General features: G+C 62.3%; 21 protein-coding genes. 7 read left to right on the forward strand and 14 right to left on the reverse strand.

What is annotated here, in order from left to right:
- Positions 1-151 precede the first annotated feature (151 nt).
- The gene (locus MRBLPB4O_RS23040; protein ID WP_341796703.1) at positions 152-880 is read left to right on the forward strand and encodes a phosphatase PAP2 family protein; all 729 of its coding nucleotides are present in this window, start codon (positions 152-154) and stop codon (positions 878-880) included.
- A gap of 185 nt (positions 881-1065) precedes the next feature.
- Here MRBLPB4O_RS23040 and groL read toward each other — a convergent pair whose 3' ends face one another.
- The 5 genes from groL to MRBLPB4O_RS23065 form a co-directional block, all read right to left on the reverse strand.
- Entirely contained in the window at positions 1066-2709 is a 1644-nt protein-coding gene (gene groL / locus MRBLPB4O_RS23045) for a chaperonin GroEL (protein WP_016498071.1), read from the reverse strand.
- A 48-nt stretch (positions 2710-2757) separates the two neighbouring features.
- A complete protein-coding gene (locus MRBLPB4O_RS23050; protein WP_016488938.1) occupies positions 2758-3051 on the reverse strand; it encodes a co-chaperone GroES in 294 nt (97 codons plus the stop codon).
- Between the two features lie 242 nt (positions 3052-3293).
- A complete protein-coding gene (locus tag MRBLPB4O_RS23055) occupies positions 3294-3755 on the reverse strand; it encodes an FxsA family protein (protein ID WP_341796704.1) in 462 nt (153 codons plus the stop codon).
- 65 nt (positions 3756-3820) lie between these two features.
- The gene (locus MRBLPB4O_RS23060) at positions 3821-4552 is read right to left on the reverse strand and encodes a DUF2470 domain-containing protein (RefSeq protein ID WP_016498069.1); all 732 of its coding nucleotides are present in this window, start codon (positions 4550-4552) and stop codon (positions 3821-3823) included.
- 190 nt (positions 4553-4742) lie between these two features.
- Positions 4743-5753 carry a DUF481 domain-containing protein gene (locus MRBLPB4O_RS23065; RefSeq protein ID WP_041167566.1) on the reverse strand — a complete coding sequence of 337 codons (1011 nt, stop codon included), beginning with the start codon at positions 5751-5753 and terminating at the stop codon, positions 4743-4745.
- 151 nt (positions 5754-5904) lie between these two features.
- Here MRBLPB4O_RS23065 and MRBLPB4O_RS23070 point away from each other — a divergent pair, with 151 nt between their 5' ends.
- Both MRBLPB4O_RS23070 and MRBLPB4O_RS23075 read left to right on the forward strand, forming a co-directional pair.
- The gene (locus tag MRBLPB4O_RS23070) at positions 5905-6258 is read left to right on the forward strand and encodes an MGMT family protein (RefSeq protein ID WP_016498067.1); all 354 of its coding nucleotides are present in this window, start codon (positions 5905-5907) and stop codon (positions 6256-6258) included.
- A 43-nt stretch (positions 6259-6301) separates the two neighbouring features.
- A complete protein-coding gene (locus tag MRBLPB4O_RS23075; protein WP_016498066.1) occupies positions 6302-7849 on the forward strand; it encodes an AmpG family muropeptide MFS transporter in 1548 nt (515 codons plus the stop codon).
- A gap of 135 nt (positions 7850-7984) precedes the next feature.
- Here the strand turns inward: MRBLPB4O_RS23075 and MRBLPB4O_RS23080 are convergent, their stop codons facing one another.
- From MRBLPB4O_RS23080 to MRBLPB4O_RS23090, 3 genes are all read right to left on the reverse strand, one after another.
- Positions 7985-9229 (reverse strand): MFS transporter, encoded by a 1245-nt coding sequence (locus MRBLPB4O_RS23080; protein ID WP_341796705.1) that lies wholly within the window; start codon positions 9227-9229, stop codon positions 7985-7987.
- Between the two features lie 200 nt (positions 9230-9429).
- Positions 9430-10272 (reverse strand): mechanosensitive ion channel family protein, encoded by an 843-nt coding sequence (locus MRBLPB4O_RS23085; RefSeq protein ID WP_016498064.1) that lies wholly within the window; start codon positions 10270-10272, stop codon positions 9430-9432.
- Between the two features lie 114 nt (positions 10273-10386).
- Positions 10387-10872 (reverse strand): YajQ family cyclic di-GMP-binding protein, encoded by a 486-nt coding sequence (locus MRBLPB4O_RS23090; protein WP_016498063.1) that lies wholly within the window; start codon positions 10870-10872, stop codon positions 10387-10389.
- Between the two features lie 100 nt (positions 10873-10972).
- On the opposite strand from MRBLPB4O_RS23090, the gene MRBLPB4O_RS23095 reads away from it, so the two are divergent.
- The 3 genes from MRBLPB4O_RS23095 to MRBLPB4O_RS23105 are packed head-to-tail and all read left to right on the forward strand — an operon-like array spanning position 10973 to position 14521.
- Positions 10973-11890, forward strand: coding sequence for a putative 2-dehydropantoate 2-reductase (locus MRBLPB4O_RS23095; protein WP_341796706.1), 918 nt, complete (start codon positions 10973-10975; stop codon positions 11888-11890).
- Positions 11891-11928: 38 nt separating this feature from the next.
- A complete protein-coding gene (locus MRBLPB4O_RS23100) occupies positions 11929-13953 on the forward strand; it encodes an ATP-binding protein (protein ID WP_341796707.1) in 2025 nt (674 codons plus the stop codon).
- Position 13954: 1 nt separating this feature from the next.
- A complete protein-coding gene (locus tag MRBLPB4O_RS23105) occupies positions 13955-14521 on the forward strand; it encodes a cob(I)yrinic acid a,c-diamide adenosyltransferase (RefSeq protein WP_016498060.1) in 567 nt (188 codons plus the stop codon).
- A gap of 31 nt (positions 14522-14552) precedes the next feature.
- Here MRBLPB4O_RS23105 and MRBLPB4O_RS23110 read toward each other — a convergent pair whose 3' ends face one another.
- The 4 genes from MRBLPB4O_RS23110 to secA form a co-directional block, all read right to left on the reverse strand.
- Complete coding sequence (locus MRBLPB4O_RS23110) at positions 14553-15497, reverse strand: Nudix family hydrolase (RefSeq protein ID WP_341796708.1); 945 nt, start codon at positions 15495-15497, stop codon at positions 14553-14555.
- Entirely contained in the window at positions 15494-16126 is a 633-nt protein-coding gene (locus MRBLPB4O_RS23115) for a glutathione S-transferase family protein (protein WP_341796709.1), read from the reverse strand. Before MRBLPB4O_RS23115 ends, MRBLPB4O_RS23110 begins: the two co-directional genes overlap by 4 nt.
- Positions 16127-16180: 54 nt before the next feature.
- A complete protein-coding gene (argJ, locus tag MRBLPB4O_RS23120) occupies positions 16181-17398 on the reverse strand; it encodes a bifunctional glutamate N-acetyltransferase/amino-acid acetyltransferase ArgJ (RefSeq protein ID WP_132842384.1) in 1218 nt (405 codons plus the stop codon).
- A gap of 195 nt (positions 17399-17593) precedes the next feature.
- A complete protein-coding gene (gene secA, locus MRBLPB4O_RS23125; RefSeq protein ID WP_341796710.1) occupies positions 17594-20329 on the reverse strand; it encodes a preprotein translocase subunit SecA in 2736 nt (911 codons plus the stop codon).
- 302 nt (positions 20330-20631) lie between these two features.
- Here secA and MRBLPB4O_RS23130 point away from each other — a divergent pair, with 302 nt between their 5' ends.
- A complete protein-coding gene (locus MRBLPB4O_RS23130; protein ID WP_043198044.1) occupies positions 20632-21087 on the forward strand; it encodes a DciA family protein in 456 nt (151 codons plus the stop codon).
- A 47-nt stretch (positions 21088-21134) separates the two neighbouring features.
- On the opposite strand, the gene lpxC is transcribed toward MRBLPB4O_RS23130, so the two are convergent.
- Both lpxC and ftsZ read right to left on the reverse strand, forming a co-directional pair.
- Positions 21135-22046: a UDP-3-O-acyl-N-acetylglucosamine deacetylase gene (lpxC, locus tag MRBLPB4O_RS23135; RefSeq protein WP_003251873.1), complete on the reverse strand. Its 912-nt coding sequence runs from the start codon at positions 22044-22046 to the stop codon at positions 21135-21137.
- A gap of 112 nt (positions 22047-22158) precedes the next feature.
- Positions 22159-23355 carry a cell division protein FtsZ gene (gene ftsZ, locus MRBLPB4O_RS23140; protein WP_016488958.1) on the reverse strand — a complete coding sequence of 399 codons (1197 nt, stop codon included), beginning with the start codon at positions 23353-23355 and terminating at the stop codon, positions 22159-22161.
- Positions 23356-23393 lie beyond the last annotated feature (38 nt).

Here is a 23393-nt window from a genome sequence, read left to right on the forward strand (position 1 = left end):
TGCGCGGCAGGCGCAGCTTAAGGCCTATACCTGCACGGTGCCAGCCCCCGGAAAAATTCACCGCACTTGACGGTTTTTTCACTGATCCTTCACGGACACAGGATAGCGGGCAGCCGACAATGCCCGATCTTTTTCGTGCCCTGGAGCCGTCATGCCGCAACGAACCCGCCCTCGCCCGATCAACCACTGGCTGTACCTGGGCATACCCTTGGCGACCGCGCTGGCCTTGATCCTGCTGGAGCTGACTTCGGTCGACATGGATGTGGCCAACCTGTTCTTCGACCCCGCTGCCGGACAGTTCATTGGCCGCCACAGCTACCTGCTGGAAAACATCCTGCACGACCGGGTCAAGCAGGTGGTGATCTTGCTCGGGGTGTTGTCGCTGCTGGCGTTTGCCGCCAGTTTCTTCTGGAAGCGCCTGTTCGGCTGGCGCCGCGAGCTGGGCTGCCTGGTGCTGGCACTGGGCCTGTCCACGGCGTTTGTCACGCCGCTGAAAAAAGTCACCCAGGTGCAGTGCCCATGGAGCCTGACCCAGTTTGGCGGCACCGAAACCTACAGCAAGTTGCTGGAGCCGCGGCCAGCCACCGACAAGCCAGGGCTGTGCTGGCCGGGTGGGCATGCAGCGACCGGGTTCTGCCTGTTCGGCCTGTTCTTCATGCTGCGTGATCGCAAGCCACGGTTGGCGCGGGTGGCGCTGGTGGTGGCGTTTGTCGCCGGGTCGGTGCTGTCGGTGGGCAGGATGATGCAGGGGGCGCACTTCCTGTCGCACAATGTGTGGACGGCGGTGTTCTGCTGGTTGATCGGGTTGGGGTCGTATTACCTGGTTCTGTATCGGCGGGGCGTGGTGGAAGCGCCAGCTGTCGAGCGTAGCGTCGCCTGACAGAGGGGCCGCTTTGCGGCCCATTCGCAGCACAAGGCTGCTCCTACAAGGGTACGCGTCGGTGCCGGACTGTACGCGATACCTGTAGGAGCAGCCTTGTGCTGCGAAGAGGCCCTCCCAGAAAACAAAACAGCCCCGGTTCTCACGAACCGGGGCTGTTTTATGGTGCAGGGGGTAAGGCTGGCTTACATCATGCCGCCCATGCCACCCATGCCGCCCATGTCTGGCATGCCGCCGCCAGCTGGGGCTTCGCTCGGAGCGTCAGCAATCATGGCTTCGGTGGTGATCATCAGACCGCCAATCGAAGCAGCAGCTTGCAGGGCCGAACGGGTGACCTTGGCTGGGTCCAGGATGCCCATCTCGATCATGTCGCCGTATTCGCCGGTAGCAGCGTTGTAACCGAAGTTACCCGAACCTTGCTTGACCTTGTCAGCGACAACGCTTGGCTCGTCGCCGGCGTTGGCAGTGATCTGGCGCAGCGGCGCTTCAACAGCGCGACGCAGCAGGGCGATACCGACGTTCTGGTCTTCGTTGTCGCCTTTCAGGTCAACGATCGCGTTCAGGGCGCGAACCAGTGCAACACCACCGCCAGGCACCACGCCTTCTTCAACGGCTGCACGGGTAGCGTGCAGGGCGTCTTCAACGCGGGCTTTCTTCTCTTTCATTTCAACTTCGGTGCCGGCACCGACCTTGATCACGGCAACACCGCCAGCCAGCTTGGCCAGACGCTCTTGCAGCTTCTCACGGTCGTAGTCCGAGGAAGTCTCTTCGATCTGGGCACGGATCTGCTTGACGCGAGCCTGGATGTCATCTTCAACGCCAGCGCCGTCGATGATGGTGGTGTTTTCCTTGGACAGGATGACGCGCTTGGCGTTACCCAGGTGCTCCAGGGTAGCGGTTTCCAGGGACAGGCCGATTTCTTCGGAGATGACCTGGCCGCCGGTCAGGACAGCGATGTCCTGCAGCATGGCCTTGCGGCGGTCGCCGAAGCCTGGTGCCTTGACAGCTGCAACCTTGACGATGCCGCGCATGTTGTTGACTACCAGGGTAGCCAGCGCTTCACCTTCAACGTCTTCGGCAACGATCAGCAGTGGGCGGCCGGCCTTGGCAACGGCTTCCAGAACTGGCAGCAGCTCACGGATGTTGGAGATTTTCTTGTCGACCAGCAGCAGCAGCGGGCCTTCCAGCTCGGCAACCATGGTGTCCGGCTTGTTGACGAAGTACGGCGACAGGTAGCCACGGTCGAACTGCATGCCTTCTACGACGGACAGTTCGTTATCCAGGCCCGAGCCTTCTTCAACGGTGATCACGCCTTCTTTACCGACTTTTTCCATGGCTTCGGCAATGATGTTGCCGATGGAGTCGTCAGAGTTGGCGGAGATGGTGCCTACCTGGGCGATGGCCTTGGAGTCGGCGCATGGCTTGGACAGGTTCTTCAGCTCGGCAACAACGGCGGCGGTAGCCTTGTCGATGCCGCGCTTCAGGTCCATCGGGTTCATGCCGGCAGCGACGGCTTTCAGGCCTTCGTTGACGATGGCCTGAGCCAGAACGGTAGCGGTGGTGGTGCCGTCACCGGCAGCGTCGTTGGCCTTGGAAGCAACTTCCTTGACCAGCTGGGCGCCCATGTTTTCGAAGGCGTCTTTCAGCTCGATTTCTTTGGCGACGGAAACGCCGTCCTTGGTGATGGTTGGCGCGCCGAAGCTCTTGGCCAGTACCACGTTACGGCCTTTCGGGCCCAGGGTCGCTTTTACCGCGTCAGCCAGAACGTTGACGCCAACCAGCATTTTCTTACGAGCGGAATCGCCAAATTTTACGTCTTTAGCAGCCATGATCGTTTAATCCTTGGAATTCTTTGGAGTAACGGGAAGTCGGGGAAATCAGCCTTCGACAACGGCGAGGATTTCGTTCTCGGCCATGACCAGCAGGTCTTCGCCATCGACTTTCACGGTGTTGCTGCCCGAGTAAGGGCCGAATACCACTTTGTCACCCACTTTCACGGCCAGCGCGCGAACTTCGCCGTTGTCCAGGATGCGACCGGTGCCGACGGCAACAACTTCGCCGCGGTTTGGTTTTTCAGCGGCCGAACCCGGCAGGACGATACCGCCAGCGGTTTTCGATTCTTCTTCGCTGCGACGGATGACTACGCGGTCATGCAGAGGACGAAGCTTCATTGTCGATCTCTCCCAAATTGTGGTTTTCATCGGCCGGTATCGACACCGGCGGGTTGATGCTGTCCGGCGTTGCCGGGAAGTGGCCCGCGATGGGCGAACCACTTGTGTAATGTCTGGCGTTGCCACCAGAAACCTTGCGGTGACCACATACATGAGGCCGCCAGATTCAATTACAAGGCTTGATATACAAAATTTTTGATCCGGCTGAAAAGATCGGGGCCGCTTGCGCGGCCCCGGAGGTTTTACTTGTCGCGGCGCTCATACTCGCCTTCGATCACGTTTGGACGGTGGCCCCCCTCACGCGGCTGCGCCTGGAACGGGTCGTCCTGAAACGCACGCTGGCGCATGGCCTGCGCCTCGGCACGCTCGCGCATCTTGCGCGCGGCCAGGCGGCGGGTGAACGGCAGCAGGCACAGCAGGCCCAGCACGTCGCTGATGAAGCCTGGCAGCAGCAGCAGGCCGCCACCGACGGCCAGCATCATGCCCTGGAACATGTCCTCGGCGGGCAACTCGCCGCGCTGCAGGCTTTCACGGGCGCGCAGTGCGGTGGCCAGGCCGGCCACCCGCATCACCAGCACACCCAGGGCGGAGCCAGCGATGATCAGCAGCAGAGCCGGGAAGAAACCGATTGCCGCGCTGACCTTGACGAAGACGAAAAGCTCCAGCACAGGAAAAACCAGAAACAGCAGTAGAAAAGCACGCATCAAGGGTTCCTCGACGGAAGATAACCTTCCAATAAGACCTCAAATGGATGCCGGCGCTCCGGATTTCAACCCTCGACTTGCGTCGCATGCGGCCATTGGTCGGCCCGAGCCAGCAAAACCAAGGCTTCCCGGACTTGTGTCGGCGTGTTGCAAGTAGCCGGAAAAGGCAGCCAGTGCACGGCCTGACCAATGCGAAGGTGCATGCCTTCGCTGTCTACCCCAGCCATCTGCGCCGGTGCATGCCGTGGCAAGTCGGTCAGTTCGACGTAATGAGCAATAGCGTTGGCATGATCGCTGTTCATATGCTCGACCATGCTCGCCTCGGCCTTGCCGGCGAACGGGTTGGCCAAGGTCACCTGATCGAGCCAGTGGATCGCGCCAAAGCCACCAATGTAGCGGTGACGCACTGGCTGCAGCACCCAGAAGTCGAAGTCGTGGGCCTTGTGGTAGTTGGCGGCGTCCGGGAAATAGCGGTAGTAGCGCTCGGCAGCCGCTTCGACAGCAGCCTCGTCGACCAGCTTGTGCGCTTCGGCCATCACGGTCAGGCGCCCTACGGCCTGCACATCCTCAGCCTCGCGCTCACCCACCAGCAGCGAACACTTGGGGTCTTTCTGCAGGTTGTGGGTGTGCTGGGCGATACGGCTGATGAGGATCAGCGGGTTGCCGTTGGCATCGAGGCAATACGGCACGACCGAGCCGAACGGGTAGCCGGGCATCGACTTGGAATGGGTCGAGAGCACGCCGCGGTATTCCTTGAGCAGCAATTCCCGGGCTGGGCGGATGGCGTTGGTACTCACTTGAGGGCGGCTCCTGGCGGCAGACTGGATGGGCACAAGATAGCATTATCAGGCCCACTGCCAATGGGGCTGCTGCGCTGCCCTTTCGCCGGCAAGCCAGCTCCCATAATGACCGCGAAATGGCCAAGCCTGTTCGGTGCCTGTGGGAGCTGGCTTGCCGGCGAAAGGGGCGCAAGGCGCCCCCGGCGATCTACCAGGTAACGCCGAACCCTGCGGTGTAGCGGGTCTTGTCCAGGTCACTTTCACGCGTGCCGGTAATGATGTCCTTCTCGGCCTTGAGGTTGAGCGAGGCCCACTCGGTGACCTTGTAGCGCAGGCCAACCTCGGCATCCAGCGAGTAGTCGGCTACGCCGCCCAGCGGCTTGGCGAACTCGCCATTGGTGAACAGCTGCACGTTCTTGCCGATCAGGTAGCGGGTGTAGTCCCACTTCACCGCCGCGGAATAGAAGTTGTCCTTGCCGCCATCCTGGTATTCGAAGTCGGTACGGTTGATCAGCGAGCCCAGCGAGAACGCCCCCAGCTCATCGTCCCAGAACTGGTAACCCGGGCCGGTACCGACGGTGCGCTGGCGGGCCAAGTCTTCGATGCGGTCACGCTTGTATTCCGCACGCCCCTGCCAGAACCACTTCTCGGTGATGAAGCGGTCCAGGGCGTACTCGGCGCTCCAGTTGTCGGTGGTGGTGACGTCGTCCTTGGTCTCGCGGTTGTATTCACCTTCGGCATTGTGCCGCCAGCGGCCATGGCGAGCGGTGGTCTTGAACCCTACGTCGTAATCGTCGGTGTCGTTCTCGGCACGCTTGTAGTCCAGCGCCACATCGACGTTGCCTTTCCACACGAAGTCCTCGACCAGCGGCTTGGGCTTCATGATCTGCTCGATGCTGGCCAGTTCCACGGTCTTGGGCGCTTCGCCATTGGCCAGCGTTACCTTGCCAGGCTCGGCGGCTTTCAGCGACTTGGCTTTTTCACCGGTGTAGGCGTCTTGCTTGACCAGCATCTCCTGGTCGCTTTCCAGGGTCTGGACCTCTTTCCAGTCCAGCGCGATGGAACCGCCATAGGGGGTTTCCAGCAGCAGCTTACCGCCGTCGAAGACTTTGATCTTGCCGCTGAGCCGGTCACCGTTCTTCATCCACACGGTATCGGCCAACACCGGGGAGGCGCACAAGGAGGCAGCTAGCAGGCACAACAAGGATCTAGAATACATAGGCGGACTACGGGTTCGTTTTGACAAAAAAGCCGGGCATTATCCAGATACCGACGACCAGAGCAAGGACAGACCGGTCATACGGCGTTGAGTTCAACTCTCATTTGCCGGACCATCGGTCCAGTTTCATCTACAGCCCAAGGGGGGCGTGATGTCTGATGGATACGAGCACGCCCTGGACAGCGCCGAGGGCCGACGAACGGTGCTGTATTCGGTACTCGGCCAAGTGCCGCCCGGCAAGGTGGTGAGCTACGGCCAGCTGGCCGAGCAGGCGGGACTGGGCCGCGCGGCACGCTGGGTTGGCCGCACGCTTGGCCAGTTGCCGGCAGATACCCGGCTGCCCTGGCACCGGGTGCTTGGCGCAGGTGGGCGGTTGAGCCTGGCATCAGGGACGCCGTCAGGGGATGAACAACGGGCGCGTTTACGCGCGGAGGGTGTGAATGTAACCAACAATCGTGTGGATATGACGCGCCATGGCTGGCGCCCAATGGAGCACAGCGGTTAGAGTGCGCGCTTTGTTTTCGCAAACTTGAGGCAGATGTTGGCCCATGCCCCGTAAAACCTGGCGCGCTGCGCTTGCTGCCTATGCCAGCCCGTCAACCTTGGTACTTTTGCTGCTTGGTTTCGCCGCCGGCCTGCCCTACATGCTGGTGTTCTCGACCCTGTCCGTGTGGTTGCGCGAAGCTGGCGTTGCCCGTGAGACCATTGGTTACGCCAGCCTGATTGGCCTGGCTTACGCCTTCAAGTGGGTGTGGTCGCCGCTGCTCGACCAATGGCGCCTGCCACTGCTCGGCGGCCTGGGCCGACGGCGGTCGTGGTTGCTGCTGTCGCAAGCGCTGGTGGTGGTCGGGCTGGTTGGCATGAGTCTGTGCGACCCGCAACAGCACCTGTCGTGGTTGATCGCAATGGCGGTGCTAGTAGCGTTCGCCTCTGCCACCCAGGATATCGCCGTCGACGCCTATCGCCTGGAAATCGCCGACGACCAACGCCAGGCCGCGCTCGCCGCCAGCTACATGGCCGGCTACCGGGTGGCAGCGTTGCTCGCCACGGCCGGCGCGCTGTTCTTTGCCGAGTGGTTCGGCTCCACCGGTTTCAGCTACCTGCACAAAGCCTGGGCCGGCACTTATGTCATGTTCGGGGTGATGATGCTCCCCGCCCTGTTCACCACGCTGGTGATGCGCGAGCCGCCAGTGCCCATGCGCACGCAGTTGTCTGCAGCGCGCTACGGCCTGGTGCACCAGTTGGCGTCGGTGTTCGTGCTGATCATCCTGCTGGTGTCGGTACCGGCCAGCTTTACCCAGATGTTCAATACCGGCTGGTCCAGCGTCATTTCCGGTGACGCAACGCCACTCGACCTGCTGCTGGAAGATCGCGCCTTCCTGCGCCTGATCCTTTATGTGCTGCTGAGCTGGGCGTGCCTGTCCAGCCTGGGCCGTCGCGGCCTGGCCCCGGTGCTGACCCCGGTCAACGACTTCATCACCCGCTACCGCTGGCAGGCCCTGTTGCTGCTTGGCCTGATCGCCACGTATCGCATGTCGGACACCGTGATGGGCGTGATGGCCAACGTGTTCTACATCGACATGGGCTTCACCAAGGACCAGATCGCCAGTGTCAGCAAGATCTTCGGCCTGATCATGACCCTGGTCGGCGCCGGGGTCGGCGGCCTGCTGATCGTGCGCTTCGGCATCATGCCGATCCTGTTCATCGGCGGTGTCGCCTCGGCCGGTACCAACATCCTGTTCCTGATGCTGGCCGACATGGGGCCGAACCTGGAAATGCTGGTGGTGACCATCTCGCTGGACAACTTCAGCTCGGGCATGGCCACGTCGGCCTTTGTGGCCTACCTGTCGAGCCTGACCAACCTGAAGTTCTCGGCGACGCAGTACGCGCTGCTCAGCTCGATCATGCTGCTGCTGCCGCGGCTTATCGGCGGGTATTCAGGGGTTATGGTGGAGAAATTCGGCTACCACGACTTCTTCCTGATCACCGCATTGCTGGGCGTGCCTACGCTGATCCTGATCGCCCTGCAGTGGCGTCAGGAGGCTGGTCGGGGTACGCCGGTGGCAGAGGACAGTTCAGCGGCCGAGCGGCCCTGAAAGGCTTCTATAGCCTGTACCGGCCTCTTCGCAGCGCAAGGCTGCTCCTACAAGTACACCACAGCGTTCAAAACCTGTGACGTGCTTGTAGGAGCAGCCTTGCGCTGCGAAGAGGCCGGGACAGGCAATCAAACATTACTGCGCGACAGCCCCCTCATCAGGCCGCCCACCTACCACAAACCACAGCGGCCACAACGCCAATGCCCCCGCCACACCCGCCGCCAGGGCAAAGTGCAGCAAGCTGGCCCCGGCGCCGATCATCGCCAGCACCGCTCCGCCCAACCCCAGCAAGGCAATGGTGATCATCCCCAGCATGGCCGAGACCAGGCCTTTGCTCTGCTCGCTGGAGAACAGCGTCATGCGGTACAGCACCGCGTTGGCCACACCCAGCCCCAGCGCGTACAGCGACATGCCCGCCACCACACTGGTAACGCTCGGCCAGTACCAGGTCGCCAGCACCATCAGGCACAGGCCGGCCAGGTAGGGCCACAGCGCGCCCCGCACCAGGGCAGGCAGCGGGTAGCGATCGGCGATGCGGTTGATGATCAGGTTACCGAGGATCAGCCCGCCAAATACCGGCAGCTGCCACAAGGCGTAAGCCATCGTGCTCAGCCCCTCATCGTGAATGAGCAGCACCGGCGACAGGCCGATCCAGCCAATCAGCGGCAAACCGACCAGGCCCAAGGCAGCGCTGCCCGCGACAAAACGGCGGTTGGCCAGCAACTGACCATAGCCAGCCAGCAGTGGCAGCAGGTGAATCGGCGTAAACGCCAGGCGCGAGCCGTCACGGCGTTCCACACCGAGGGTTTCCGGCATCAGGCGGTACAACAGCCCCCAGACCAGCACTGAGCCGATTGCAAAGGCCACGAACAGCCAGCGCCAGTCCAGCCACTGCAGCAGCAAGGTGCCCACCAGCGGCCCGAGCAGGGGTGACAGCAAGGCGATATTGGCCAGCAAAGCCATCATGCGCACGGCGTCAGCCTCGCTGAAAGCTTCGTTCAGGGCGGGATAGCTGACTGTGACCACAAAGCCCAGGCCGATGCCCTGCAGCAGGCGCAGCAGGTTGAACAGGCCAATGTCGTGGACCCAGAAGCTGGCCAGGCAGGCCAGGCCGAAGAATGCGCAGCCAACCAGCAGGAGCGGGCGCCGGCCATACCGGTCGGCCAGCGGGCCGATCAACCATTGCAGTACCACGCCCCCCAGCAGGTACAGGTTGAGGGCATGGGGAATGTATTCGGGGCTGGCGTTCAGGTCGCTCACCACCACCGGCATGGCGGGCATGACCGCGTCGCTGGCCAGGTAGGTGAGCAGTTCGAACAGGGCCAGGGTCAGGCCGAACAGCAAAGCGCGCAGCGGGGTGATGTACAGCAGTGGTTTCATGATGGCATATCGGGTGTGGCAGGTGGGGCCAGGGTATATGCCAGAAAAGCCGAGCAATTGCTGTGAACAAGTGTAAAAACTGGGGCCGCTTCGCGCCCCTTCGCGGGCTTGCCCGCTCCCACACGGATTGCGGAATCTCTGTGGGAGCGGGCAAGCCCGCGAAGGGGCGCGAAGCGGCCCCGGTCGATGACAAAGCGGTATTACTGCGCTGCAGTCTCTTGCACCACACGGATCACCCGCTGTGGAAACGGAATGTCGATCCCTTCGGCCTTCAACCGGTCACGCGCATGCTCGTTGAGCATGAACATCACGTCCCAGTAATCGGACGTCTTGGTCCACAAGCGCAGCGAGACGGTAATCGAGCTGTCGCCCAGCGTCGCCACTACAGCCTGCGGTGCCGGGTCGGGCAGGACACGCGGATCCTTGGCCAGCTCCAGCAGCACGTTGCGGGCCTTTTGCAAGTCGGCCTCGTAGTCCACACCCACATCGAACACCACCTTGCGCGTCGGCTGGCGGTTGGTGTTGGTGATGATGCCGTTGGACAGGCTGCCGTTAGGCATGATCACAGTCTTGTTGTCACCGGTACGCAGCACGGTGTGAAAGATCTGGATGCTGTCGACGGTGCCGGCAACGCCCTGCGCCTCGATCCAGTCACCGATACGGAACGGGCGGAACATCAGAATCAGCACACCGCCGGCGAAGTTCGCCAGGCTGCCCTGCAAGGCCAGGCCGATGGCCAGACCAGCGGCACCGATGGCGGCAACGAACGAGGTGGTCTCGATGCCGATCATCGACGCCACGCTGACCATCAGCAGCACCTTCAGCACGATGTTCGCAAGGGTGCTGATGAAGCCCTGCAGCGCCAGGTCGGCGTTGCGCAGGCCAACCAGCTTGCCGAGGCGGGCGCTGACCTTGTTGATGATCCACCAGCCGACCGCCAGGGTCAGCAGCGCCAGCAGCACGCGGCTGCCGTACTCCATGATCAACGGGATCCAGGTCTGGGATTGGCGGACGAGCTGATCGACTTCAGCGTTCAAATCCATATTCATCTCCTGATGCCGAGCGGCAAGTACACGGTAGAACAGGCTGCGCGCATTTACACAGTCCCGGCCCCCATGGACATCATTACGCCATCGGGGTTCCGGGCAGCACCTGCATTAGTCGCGGAAGTTGTTGAACTGCAGCGGCATGTCGAATTCCTTGGTGCGCAGCAGAGCAATGGCTTCCTGCAAGTCGTCACGCTTCTTGCCAGTTACACGCACCTGCTCGCCCTGGATGGCGGCCTGTACTTTCAGCTTGCCATCCTTGATGGTGGCAACGATCTTTTTCGCCAGGTCCTTGTCGATGCCTTCGCGGAACTTGGCTTCCTGCTTCTTTTCCTTGCCGGATGGGTACGGGTCCTGGGTTTCCAGGCATTTCACGTCGATCTTGCGCTTGACCAGTGCAAGGCGCAGGATTTCCAGCATCGCTTCGAGCTGAAACTCTTCCTCGGCGGTCAGCAGAACGGTCTGATCTTTTTCCTTGAACTCGAAGGTGCCCTTGCCTTTCAGGTCGTAACGGCGATCAAGTTCCTTGATGGCGTTATCAACGGCGTTCTGCACTTCGTGCTTGTCCAGTTCCGATACCACGTCGAACGAAGGCATGGTTGTTCTCCAAAAAATAAAGCGCGCTCGGTCTGAAGATGGAGCACGCTGAGTTAGACGGTTAAAATGCGGGCTCATTATAACGGGTTGCGAAACGCATATGAGCAGCACCTGGCATATTCTCGGCGCCGGCAGCCTCGGTAGCCTGTGGGCCTGCCGCCTGGCGCGCGCGGGTAAGGCCGTGCGCCTGATCCTGCGTGACGGGCAACGCCTGCACGCCTATCAGCAGTCCGGCGGCCTGACCCTGGTCGAACAGGACCAGCCCCGCCACTACGCCATCCCCGCCGAAACCGCCCAGGCGCAGGGCCCCATCCACCGCCTGCTGGTGGCCTGCAAGGCCTACGACGCGGCGCAGGCCATTGCCGGTGTGGCACCGCGGCTGGCCGAGGGTGCCGAAGTGCTGTTGCTGCAGAACGGCCTGGGCAGCCAGGACGAAGTGGCCGACCTGGTACCCCACGCACGCTGCATCTTCGCTTCCAGCACCGAAGGTGCCTTTCGCGAGGGGGAGTGGCAGGTGCGCTTTGCCGGCCACGGTTTCAACTGGCTGGGCGACCCACGTAACCCTGCAATGCCCGCCTGGTTCGATGACCTGCACGAAGCCGGTATCCCTGCCGAATGGACGGTGGACATCCTCACCCGCCTATGGCGCAAGCTGGCCCTCAACTGCGCCATCAACCCGCTGACCGTGCTGCACGAATGCCAGAACGGCGGCCTGCTGGGGCACCTGGGAGAAGTCGATGCGCTGAGCGCCGAACTGGTCCAGTTGCTGCGGCGCTGCGGCCAGCCGGAAGCGGCAGATGAGCTGAGCGAAGAAGTACAGCGGGTGATCCTTGCCACCGCGGCCAACTACTCTTCCATGTACCAGGACGTCCGCGCGGGCCGACGCACCGAGGTGCACTACCTGCTCGGCCATGCCTGCCGAGCGGCCGGGCGCCATGGCCTGCAATTGCCACTGCTGGAACGCTTGCAACAGCGCCTGGTCGATAACTTGCGCACGCGTGGCTTGCCCTGCGACTGACGCGGCCCTTTCAACCGGATACGGACATTGCCTAGCCCATGACCTTGCGCCAACGCCTGGAAAACCTCCCGGTCGGGCAGAAGCTGCTGGCGGCCCTGCTGGTATTGCTGGTGACCATCCTGCTGGTGGCCAACCTCACCTTCATCAGCGCCGCCTACTGGATCACCCAGGAAAGCATGGCCCCCCAGGCACTGCAGACCATCGGCCGGCTGGTAGCCAACCCGCAGCTTGCCGCCCGCGCCGGCGACACTCCGGAAACCGCCAGCGCCCTGCTCAAGGAACTGGACAGCTACACGCCACTACGCGCCGCCGCCGTCTACGGCGGCGATGGGCGTATGCTGGCGCAGTTGCAGCATGGCGAGCCGCTGGCCCTGCCCAAGCGTTTTCGCAACATCGACGGCTGGCGCCTGATGGAGTTTCGCAGCACCCAGCTGATCCGCATACCGCGCGACGCCAACCCGCCGGCGCACATGCTGCTGGTGGCCAGCAGCGAGCTGCCCACGGCGTTCTACACCGGCACCCTGAGCGCCAGCATGGGCATCCTGGTGTTCAGCATCCTGCTGTGGATTGTGGTCGCCCGGCAGATAAAGCGCCTGATCACCCAGCCGATCAACCAGCTTGAAGAGCTCAGCCGCCAGGTTACCCGCGAAGAGAGCTATGCCCTGCGCGCCAAGCGCGGCAACGACGACGAAATCGGCAGCCTGGCCGAAGCCTTCAACACCATGCTCTCGCGCATCGAAGGCCGCGAGCAGCAGCTGAAACGCGCGCGGGACGAATTCCAGAGCGCCTACGACCAGGCCCAGGGCCTGGCCGAGGAAACCCGCCATACCAACCGCAAGCTTGAGCTGGAAGTGCAGGTGCGCAGCAAGATCGAGAAAAAACTCACAGGCTTCCAGAACTACCTCAACAGCATCATCGACTCGATGCCCTCGGCGCTGATCGCCCTCGACGAACAGCTTTACGTGACCCAGTGGAACCACGAAGCCACGGTGCTTTCCGGTACGCCACTGGACGAAGCGCTGAACCAGCCGGTGTTCATCGCCTTCGAGCCGCTAAAGCCGTTTTTGCCGCAGTTGAAGGAAACCGTGGAAAAGCACCGGGTAGCGAAGATCGAGCGGGTCACCTGGGCCAAGGGCGATGACCTGCGCCACTACGCCCTGACCTTCTACCCGCTGACCGGCGGCGGTGGGCGCGGGGTGGTCATCCGCATCGACGACATTACCCAGCGCCTGTCGCTGGAAGAGATGATGGTGCAATCCGAGAAGATGCTCTCCGTCGGTGGCCTGGCAGCAGGCATGGCCCACGAGATCAACAACCCGCTGGGCGCCATCCTGCACAACGTGCAGAACATTCGCCGGCGCCTGTCGCCCGAGTTGCCGCGCAACCAGGAGCAGGCCGAAGAACTGGACATCGACCTGGCCACGGTCAACCGCTACCTGGAAAGCCGCGAGGTGCCACAACTGCTCGATGGCATTCAGCAGGCAGGCGCCAGGGCAGCGAAGATCGTCACCCACATGCTCAGCTTCAGCCGCCGCAGCAACCGCCAGCTGGCGCCGTGCGACCTGCCGGCACTGATCGACCAGGCGGTGGACATTGCCGGCAATGACTTTGACCTGACCATCGGCTTCGACTTCAAGGGCCAGGCCATCGTGCGCCAGTTCGACCCTGAACTGGGGCCCGTGCCCTGCACGGCCAACGAACTGGAACAGGTACTGCTCAACCTGCTGAAAAACGCGGCGCAGGCCATCCACGTGCGGCCACAGCCCTGCGAGCCCGGGCGCATTACCCTGCGCACCCGGCTAAACCCGCCATGGGCGGAAATCCAGGTTGAGGACAACGGCGTCGGCATGCCCGAGGCCGTGCGCAAACGCACCTTCGAGCCGTTCTTCACCACCAAGGAAATCGGCCAGGGCACTGGCCTGGGCCTGTCGGTTTCGTATTTCATCATCACCAACAACCACAAGGGGCAGATGGAAGTGCAGTCCACGCCCGGCCAGGGCACCTGCTTTACCCTGCGCCTGCCCCTCGTCCAGCCGGCGACGCCGGCCAACACGGAGAAGTGACATGGGCTATCGCCTGTCGAAGATCTACACACGCACCGGCGACAAGGGCGAAACCGGCCTGGGCGACGGACGCCGGGTGCCCAAGGACCACCCACGGATCGAGGCGATTGGCGAGGTGGACAGCCTGAACAGCCAGTTAGGCCTACTGCTGGCGGGCCTGGACGAGCAAGGCCTGGACGAGGTGAGCACCGTGCTGGTGCCGTGTCAGCACCGCTTGTTCGACCTAGGGGGTGAGCTGGCGATGCCGAGCTACCAGGCGTTGACCCTGGCAGAGGTGGAGCGCCTGGAGGCGGCCATCGATGTGTGGAACGAAGAGCTGGGGCCGTTGAAGAACTTCATCTTGCCCAGTGGTTCGGCGCTGGTGGCGCAGGCGCATGTGTGCCGCAGCCTGGCGCGCAGTGCGGAGCGGCGGTGCCAGCAGTTGAATGCCGTGGAGCCACTGGAAGGCGTTGGCTTGGCGTATATCAACCGGCTTTCCGATCTACTGTTCGTGGCGGCGCGGATCATCGGGCGGCGCCAGGGGGTGGCTGAGGTTTTGTGGCAGCCTGCGCCAAAGCCTGAGGGCTGATATTACCGGGGCTGCTTTGCAGCCCCCTTACTCAGGCCTCGGGCCAGAACGCCCGGATACCGGCTACACCCTGTGCACCGGCTTCCCAGGCATGCTCGCGCTCACCCGGCCCTACCCCACCCAGCAGGTAAACCGGCTTGTTGAACCCGGCAATCAACCGCTGCGCCTCATCCCATCCCAACGGCACCGCCTCTGGGTGAGTCTGAGTCGCCTGCAACGGCGACAAAGTGACAAAGTCCACGCCCATCTGTTCAGCAAGCGCCAGCTCCTCGGCGCTGTGGCAGGACGCCGCCAGCCAGCGCTCCTTGGGGAACGGCCGGCCCTTGGCAGCGTACTTGCGCAACTGCGCTGCCGTCAGGTGCCAACCGGCCGACGGGAAATCACCCAGCCATTCCAGCGGCCCCTTTAGCATCAGTTGCGCCTTGCCCCCACACAACCCCACGGCATCCACCGCCACATCACGGTACTTGGGGTCGTACATGTCCGGCGCCCGCAACTGGATCAGGCGAGTACCATTGGCCACCGCCTTCTGGATGCCCTTGAGCATCTGTGGCACTTCCAGGCCATCCGGGGTAATCAGGTATTGGTCCGGCAGACGCGCGGCAGCCACGATCGGCTTGTTGGCCTCGGGGAACTCGTATTGCGCCAGGTCCCGTGGCGACACCCACTCCAGCGGCTGCCCTTCTGCGCCATGAGGCTCGCCCGTGAACGCTTCGACTTCGCGCACGTCCAGCAGCACCTGTTTATCCGGGTAGTCATGGCTGACCTTGATCAGCGCACGCGAGCGGGTCACCTCGATGCCCAGCTCCTCGCGCAACTCACGGGCCAGCGCCGCTTCCACGCCTTCACCCTCTTCCACCTTGCCACCGGGAAACTCCCACAGGCCGCCCTGGTGCTGGGTATCGGCCCTGCGTGCAATAAGAATGCGGCCATCAGTACCGCGAATGACCGCCGCTACAACATGTATCCGTTTCACCCTTCACGCTCCGCCAGGCCGGCCTGCTGCCACGCCTGGAAGGCTGGCCACTGATAAATGGTTTCGATGTAGGCTGCCGCCTCTGCCGGCACCTCCACGCGGTAGGTGCGCAGGCGCACGGCCACCGGGGCGAAGAAGGCATCGGCCAGGCTCGGCTTGCCGAACAGGAACGGGCCGCTGTCCTTGGCCACCACGCGGCATTCGGACCACAGCGCGACGATACGGTCGATGTCGACCTGCACGTCCAGCGGCATATTGTCCAGGGCCTGGTCACGCGACAGGTCGAACGGCATGGCACCGCGCAGGGCGAAGAAACCGCTGTGCATCTGCGCGCAAGCCGAACGGGCCTGGGCGCGGGCGGCTGCGTCGACAGGCCACAGCTGGGCCTCGGGGTGCTGTTCGTTGAGGTATTCGGCGATGGCCAGGGAATCGGCGATCACACCGTGCTCGCTCTTGAGCAGCGGCACCTTGCCGGTGGAGGAAAAAGCGAGGATGCGCTGGCGGGTATCAGGCTGGTTCAGCTTGATCAGGGTTTCTTCGTAGGGCACGCCAGCCAGCTCGAGGGCCAGGGCGCCACGCAGCGACCAGGAGGAATACAGCTTGTCGCCGATGATCAGGTGATAGCTCATTGTTCGGCTCCATCGGTTTGGAATGCTGGGGCTGCTTTGCAGCCCCTTTTTCGATCAGGTACGGTACTCGGCGTTGATCTTCACGTACTCGTGGGACAGGTCGGTGGTCCAGATGGTTTCGCTGCACTGGCCACGGCCCAGCTCGATGCGGATGGTGATCTCTTCCTGGGCCATCACTGCCGAACCCTGCGCTTCGGTGTAGCTCGGGTTGCGGCCGCCTTTGCTGGCGATGCATACGCTGTCCAGGTACACGTCGATCAGGCTGACATCCAGCTCCGGCACGCCAGCGCGGCCAACGGCGGCCAGAATGCGGCCCCAGTTCGGGTCGGAGGCGAACAGTGCGGTCTTGATCAGTGGCGAGTGGGCCACGGCATAGCCGACGTCCAGACATTCCTGGTGGTTGCCACCACCGTTGACCTGCACGGTCACGAACTTGGTCGCGCCTTCGCCGTCACGGACGATGGCCTGGGCCACCTCCATGCACACTTCGAACACGGCCTTTTTCAGGGCTTCGAACAGCGCGCCGCTGGCTTCGGTCACTTCCGGCAGGTTGGCCTTGCCAGTTGCAATCAACATGCAGCAGTCGTTGGTCGAGGTGTCGCCGTCGATGGTGATGCGGTTGAACGACTTGTTGGCGCCGTCCAGCATCAGGTCCTTGAGCACTGCCGGGGCAACCTTGGCGTCGGTAGCGATGTAGCCGAGCATGGTGGCCATGTTCGGGCGGATCATGCCTGCACCCTTGCTGATGCCGGTGACGGTAACAGTCACGCCATCGTGCTGGAACTGACGGCTGGCGCCCTTGGGCAGGGTATCGGTGGTCATGATGCCGGTGGCAGCTTCAGCCCAGTGGTTTTCCGACAGGTTGTCGAGGGCGGCCTGCAGTGCACCTTCGATCTTCTCGACCGGCAGTGGCTCGCCGATCACGCCGGTAGAGAACGGCAGTACCGACTCGGCCGGCACGCCAGCCAGCTCGGCCAGCTTGGCGCAGGTACGTTCGGCGGCGGCCAGGCCTGGCGCGCCGGTGCCTGCGTTGGCGTTACCGGTGTTGGTCAGCAGGTAGCGCACGGTGCCCTGTACACGCTGCTTGGACAGGATCACCGGCGCTGCGCAGAAGGCGTTGAGGGTGAACACGCCAGCCACGCTGGAGCCTTCGGCACAGCGCATGACCACCACATCCTTGCGCCCCGGGCGCTTGATGCCGGCAGAAGCGATGCCGAGTTCAAAACCCGGAACCGGGTGCAGGGTAGGCAAAGGACCAAGACCAACAGCCATTAGAGCGCTCCTAGAAAAACGGTGAAGTGATGATGGAAGAGCGGGGCCGCTTCGCGCCCCATTCGCGGCACAAGGCCGCTCCTACAGGGGCATCGCAACCATTGGGTCGGGCGCGGTCCCTGTAGGAGCGGCCTTGTGCCGCGAATGGGCCGCAAAGCGGCCCCCGGTTTGTGACGTTACAGCAAATGAATCAGATCACTCGATCTGCCCGTGGCAATGCTTGAACTTCTTGCCCGAACCGCACCAGCACGGCTCGTTGCGGCCCAGCTTCTGGTCGTTGCGCACTGGCGCTGCGACGACCGCCGCTTCGGCGCCCTCCTCGCTCAGTTGCTCGCTTTCCAGACCCGGGGCAGGGGCATGCTGGAACTGCATGCGGCTGGCCAGTTCCTCGGCCTCGCGGCGCAGGCGGGCTTCTTCTTCGATCGGATCTTCGCGGCGAACCTGAACGTGCGACAGCACGCGGATGGTGTCGCGCTTGATCGACTCGAGAAGCTCTTGGAACAGGCTGAACGACTCGCGCTTGTACTCCTGCTTCGGGTTCTTCTGCGCATAGCCACGCAGGTGAATACCGTGACGCAGGTGGTCCATGGTCGACAGGTGGTCTTTCCACAGGTCGTCCAGCACGCGCAGCAGAATCTGCTTCTCGAAGGTACGCAGGGCGTCGATACCGGCCTGGTCTTCCTTCTCGGTGTAGGCGGTGGTGATCTCGTTCAGCAGCTTCTCGCGCAGGGTCTCCTCGTAGAGGTGATCGTCCTCGTCGAGCCACTGCTGGATCGGCAGCTTAATGGCGAAATCGCTGGCCAAAGCAGCTTCCAGGCCGACCACATCCCACTGCTCGGGCAGCGACTGCGGCGGGATGTGCTGGCTGATGGTAGCGTCCAGTACTTCCTGGCGGAATTCTGCGATGGTGTCGCCGATGTTCTCGGCGGCCAGCAGGCTGTTGCGCATGTGGTAGATCACCTTGCGCTGCTCGTTGGCCACGTCGTCGTATTCGAGCAATTGCTTACGGATGTCGAAGTTACGGCCTTCGACCTTGCGCTGGGCCTTCTCGATGGCGTTGGTGACCATGCGGTGTTCGATGGCCTCGCCCGACTGCATGCCCAGTGCCTTCATGAAGTTCTTCACCCGGTCAGAGGCAAAGATGCGCATCAGGCTGTCTTCCAGCGACAGGTAGAAGCGGCTGGAACCCGGGTCACCCTGACGGCCCGAACGGCCACGCAGCTGATTGTCGATACGGCGCGATTCGTGGCGCTCGGAAGCGATCACGTGCAAGCCGCCCGACTCGATCACTTGCTGGTGACGTTTCTGCCAGTCCGACTTGATCTGGGCGATCTGCTCGGGTGTCGGGTTTTCCAGGGTGGCCACTTCAGCCTCCCAGTTACCGCCCAACAGGATGTCGGTACCACGACCGGCCATGTTGGTGGCGATGGTCAGTGCGCCTGGCGCACCGGCCTGCGCGATGATCTCGGCTTCCTTCTCGTGGTACTTGGCGTTCAGTACCTTGTGCTCGATGCCTTCCTTGAGCAGCAGGTTCGACATGTGCTCGGAGGTTTCGATGGTGGCAGTACCCACCAGCACCGGGCGGCCGTGGGTCATGCTTTCCTTGATGTCGGCGATGATCGCGGCGTATTTCTCGTCGGCAGTCAGGTACACCAGGTCGTTGAAGTCTTTACGTGCCAGCGGCTTGTTCGGCGGGATCACCATCACGTTGAGGCCGTAGATGGACTGGAACTCGAACGCTTCGGTGTCGGCGGTCCCGGTCATGCCGGACAGCTTGGTGTACAGGCGGAAGTAGTTCTGGAAGGTGGTCGAAGCCAGGGTCTGGCTCTCGGCCTGGATATTCAGGTTCTCTTTCGCCTCGATGGCCTGGTGCAGGCCCTCGGACAGGCGACGGCCTGGCATGGTACGGCCGGTGTGCTCGTCAATCAGCAGGACCTGGCCGTCCTGGACGATGTATTCGACGTTGCGGTGGAACAGCTTGTGCGCGCGCAGGCCAGCGTAAACGTGGGTCAGCAGGCCCAGGTTGTGCGAGGAATACAGGCTCTCGCCCTCGGCCAGCAGGCCGGCCTGGGTGAGCATCTCTTCGATGAACTGGTGACCGGCTTCGTTGAGCTCGACCTGGCGGCTCTTCTCGTCGATGGTGAAGTGGCCTTCCTGGGTGACCTGGCCTTCGACTTCTTCGATGTGCTGGGTCAGGCGCGGGATCAGGCGGTTGATCTCGATGTACAGCTTGGAGCTGTCTTCAGCCTGGCCGGAAATGATGAGCGGGGTGCGCGCCTCATCGATGAGGATGGAGTCGACTTCGTCGATTACCGAGAAGTTGAGTTCACGCTGGAACTTCTCTTCCTGGCTGAACGCCATGTTGTCGCGCAGGTAGTCGAAACCGAATTCGTTGTTGGTGCCGTAGGTAATGTCGGACGCATAGGCGGCGCGCTTTTCTTCCGGCGGCTGGAAGGCCGAAACGATACCTACCGACAGGCCGAGGAATTCGTACAGCGGGCGCATCCAGTTGGCGTCACGGCGAGCCAGGTAGTCGTTGACGGTGACCACGTGCACGCCCTTGCCGGACAGTGCGTTGAGGTACACGGCCAAGGTACCGACCAAGGTCTTGCCTTCACCGGTACGCATTTCTGCGATCATACCCTCGTGCAGGGTCATGCCACCGATCAGCTGCACATCGAAGTGGCGCATGCCCATTACGCGCTTGCCGGCCTCTCGGGCCACGGCGAAGGCTTCAGGCAGCAATTGGTCCAGTGTCTCGCCTTTGGCCAAACGCTCCTTGAACTCTGCGGTCTTGCCCCGCAGTTGCTCGTCGGAGAGGGCCACCATCTTCTCTTCGAAGGCATTGACGATACTCACCGTCTTGAGCATGCGTTTCACTTCACGCTCGTTCTTGCTTCCAAAAAGTTTTTTTAACAAAGGCGCAAACATATCGGCAGGATCTTCCACACGTAGGGATGGAGGGCGGCCCCATGAGTCGCCCGTGCAGCCCTGAGGCCGCATGCGAACGAGCATTCTACCCGGAAACGATGGTGAGGAAAGTGGTGGATTTCCACGATGCTATTACAGCGTTTTGGCAGGGGCCTGTCTTAGATAGGGGCATTTTCCCTGAGTTCAAGCCTTGGCAACATGAAAGCTATCGAGAATTAGTCTTATCTTCTATTACCCGCGAAGAGGCCGGCACAGGCTATAGAGGTGTTAAACTGCTGCCCTTGCAACCTCATGCGTACCCCATGGCCTACAAACCCTCCCCTGCCCAGCCACCCTCCGCACTGCTGCGCCAGGTGCGCCCGTTGCGCCTGCTGCTGAACCAGGCCGAACGCCTGGAGCACCTGCAGCGGCTGCTGGAAAGCCAGCTGCAACCAGCTGCCCGGGAGCACTGCCATGTGGCATCGTGGCGCGATGGCACTTTGTTGCTGGTGGTTACCGACGGCCATTGGGCAACCCGCCTGCGCTACCAGCAGAAGCGCCTGCTGGCAGCATTACAAGCCATGGAAGCATTCGGCAACCTCAGGCGCATCCTCTACAAGGTGCAGCCACCGCTGGTGCCAGCCAAGCGAGGTGGGCATGCTGCAGAGCTGTCGATCAGCGCCGCCGAAAGCCTGCGCGACACCGCCGAGGGCATCACCGACCCCAAGCTGCGCGCAGCGCTGGAACGGTTGGCCGCCCACGCCAGGAACAAGCCATAAAAAAGGCCACCCGAAGGTGGCCTTAATGAACTAGAGAGTGTTCGAACTTACACGGCCGCAACAGGGCGCATGTACGAGATCGGTGCCGTGCTGGCATCTTCGAAAGTGACCACTTCCCAGGCATCGGTTTCTGCAATCAGCTTGCGCAGCAGCTGGTTGTTCAGCGCGTGGCCGGACTTGAAGCCCTTGAACTCGCCAATCAGGCTGTTGCCCAGCAGGTAAAGGTCGCCAATGGCGTCGAGGATCTTGTGCTTGACGAATTCGTCTTCGTAACGAAGGCCGTCCTCGTTGAGCACGCCGTCCTCATCGACCACGATGGCGTTCTCGACACTGCCACCCAGCGCAAGGTTGTGCTTGCGCAGGTACTCGATGTCACGCATGAAGCCGAAAGTACGCGCGCGGCTGACTTCTTTCACAAACGAGGTGCTGGAGAAATCGACGCTGGCGCTCTGGGTCCGGTTGCGAAGCACCGGGTGATCGAAGTCGATCTCGAAGCTCACCTTGAAACCTTCGAAAGGCAGGAACGTGGCGCGCTTGTCGCCCTCTTCCACGGTTACCTCACGCAGGATGCGGATGAACTTCTTGGCTGCGTCCTGTTCTTCCAGGCCGGCAGACTGAATCAGGAATACAAAGGGTCCGGCGCTGCCATCCATGATCGGCACTTCCGAGGCGGAGAGCTCGACGTAGGCGTTATCGATGCCCAGGCCCGCCATGGCGGAGAGCAGGTGCTCGACCGTATCGACCTTGACGTCACCGTTGACCAGCGTCGTCGACATGGTTGTCTCGCCGACGTTGGCCGCACGCGCAGGGATTTCGACCACAGGGTCGAGATCGGCGCGGCGGAAGACGATGCCGGTGTCAACAGGTGCAGGCTTGAGGGTCAGGTAAACCTTCTCCCCGGAGTGCAGACCGACACCTGTGGCACGGATGGTATTCTTCAGGGTGCGTTGTTTAATCATGGCATTGGCCGCTTCAGCGCAAATTGCGAACAGGTATCAACAAAGGCTGGGGATGATAACAGACCCAACCTTTGATGAATACCAATCACCTTTATACCCCTGATAAATTCCATTAATCAGCCTGACGACGCAGGAATGCCGGGATATCGAGGTAGTCCAGGTCATCCTGAGGGTTCAGTTTAGCGGCTGCGGCAGCACCTGCATGCGCCTGGTTGCGCATCACGGTCGGGCGCTCCAGGTCGCGGTAGTTGACCGCTGGCTGCTCCTGGCGCACCGGCGCAGGATTGGACGCTTCGTACGCTTGCTGGGCAGTCTGCAGGGTATTGTCGACCACCTTCACAGGCTTCTCGATGCGCGCGCCCAGACCAGTGGCCACCACGGTCACGTGCAGTTCGTCACGCATGTCCGGGTCGATCACGGTGCCGACCTTGACCATGGCGTGGTCAGAGGCGAAGGCTTCGATGATGCTACCCACATCGGAGTACTCACCCAGCGACAGGTCCGGGCCTGCGGTGATGTTCACCAGGATGCCACGGGCGCCCTGCAGGTTGACGTCTTCCAGCAGCGGGTTGCGAATCGCCGCCTCGGTGGCTTCACGCGCACGGTTCGGGCCGCTGGCACAGCCAGTACCCATCATCGCCATGCCCATTTCACCCATCACGGTACGCACGTCGGCGAAGTCGACGTTGATCATGCCAGGGCGTTTGATGATGTCGGAGATACCGCGAACGGCACCGGCCAGTACATCGTCGGCCTTGGCGAAGGCGGACAGCAGGCTGGCATCCTTGCCCAGGATTGTCAGCAGTTTCTCGTTGGGAATGGTGATCAACGAGTCGACGCTTTCAGCCAGCATGCGGATGCCTTCATCGGCGATCTGCATACGTTTGCGGCCTTCGAACGGGAACGGACGGGTCACCACGGCTACGGTGAGAATGCCCATTTCCTTGGCCACTTCGGCAATGATCGGCGCTGCACCTGTACCGGTACCGCCACCCATGCCAGTGGTGATGAACACCATGTTGGTGCCCTGCAGCACTTCGGCGATGCGCTCACGGTCTTCCAGCGCAGCCTGACGGCCGACTTCCGGATTGGCACCGGCACCCAGGCCCTTGGTCACACCAGTGCCCAATTGCAGGATGGTGCGCGCGCCAATACTTTTCAGCGCCTGGGCATCAGTGTTGGCGCAGATGAATTCCACGCCTTCGATGCTGCTCTTGACCATGTGGTTGACGGCGTTGCCGCCACCACCACCAACGCCGATCACCTTGATGACCGGACTTTGCGGGACGTTGTCTACGAGCTCGAACATTTTCCCTCTCCTTACAGTTCTCTAGTTGTTGCGCCTAC

The organism is Pseudomonas sp. LPB4.O (assembly GCF_038383825.1).
Lineage (GTDB): Bacteria > Pseudomonadota > Gammaproteobacteria > Pseudomonadales > Pseudomonadaceae > Aquipseudomonas > Aquipseudomonas putida.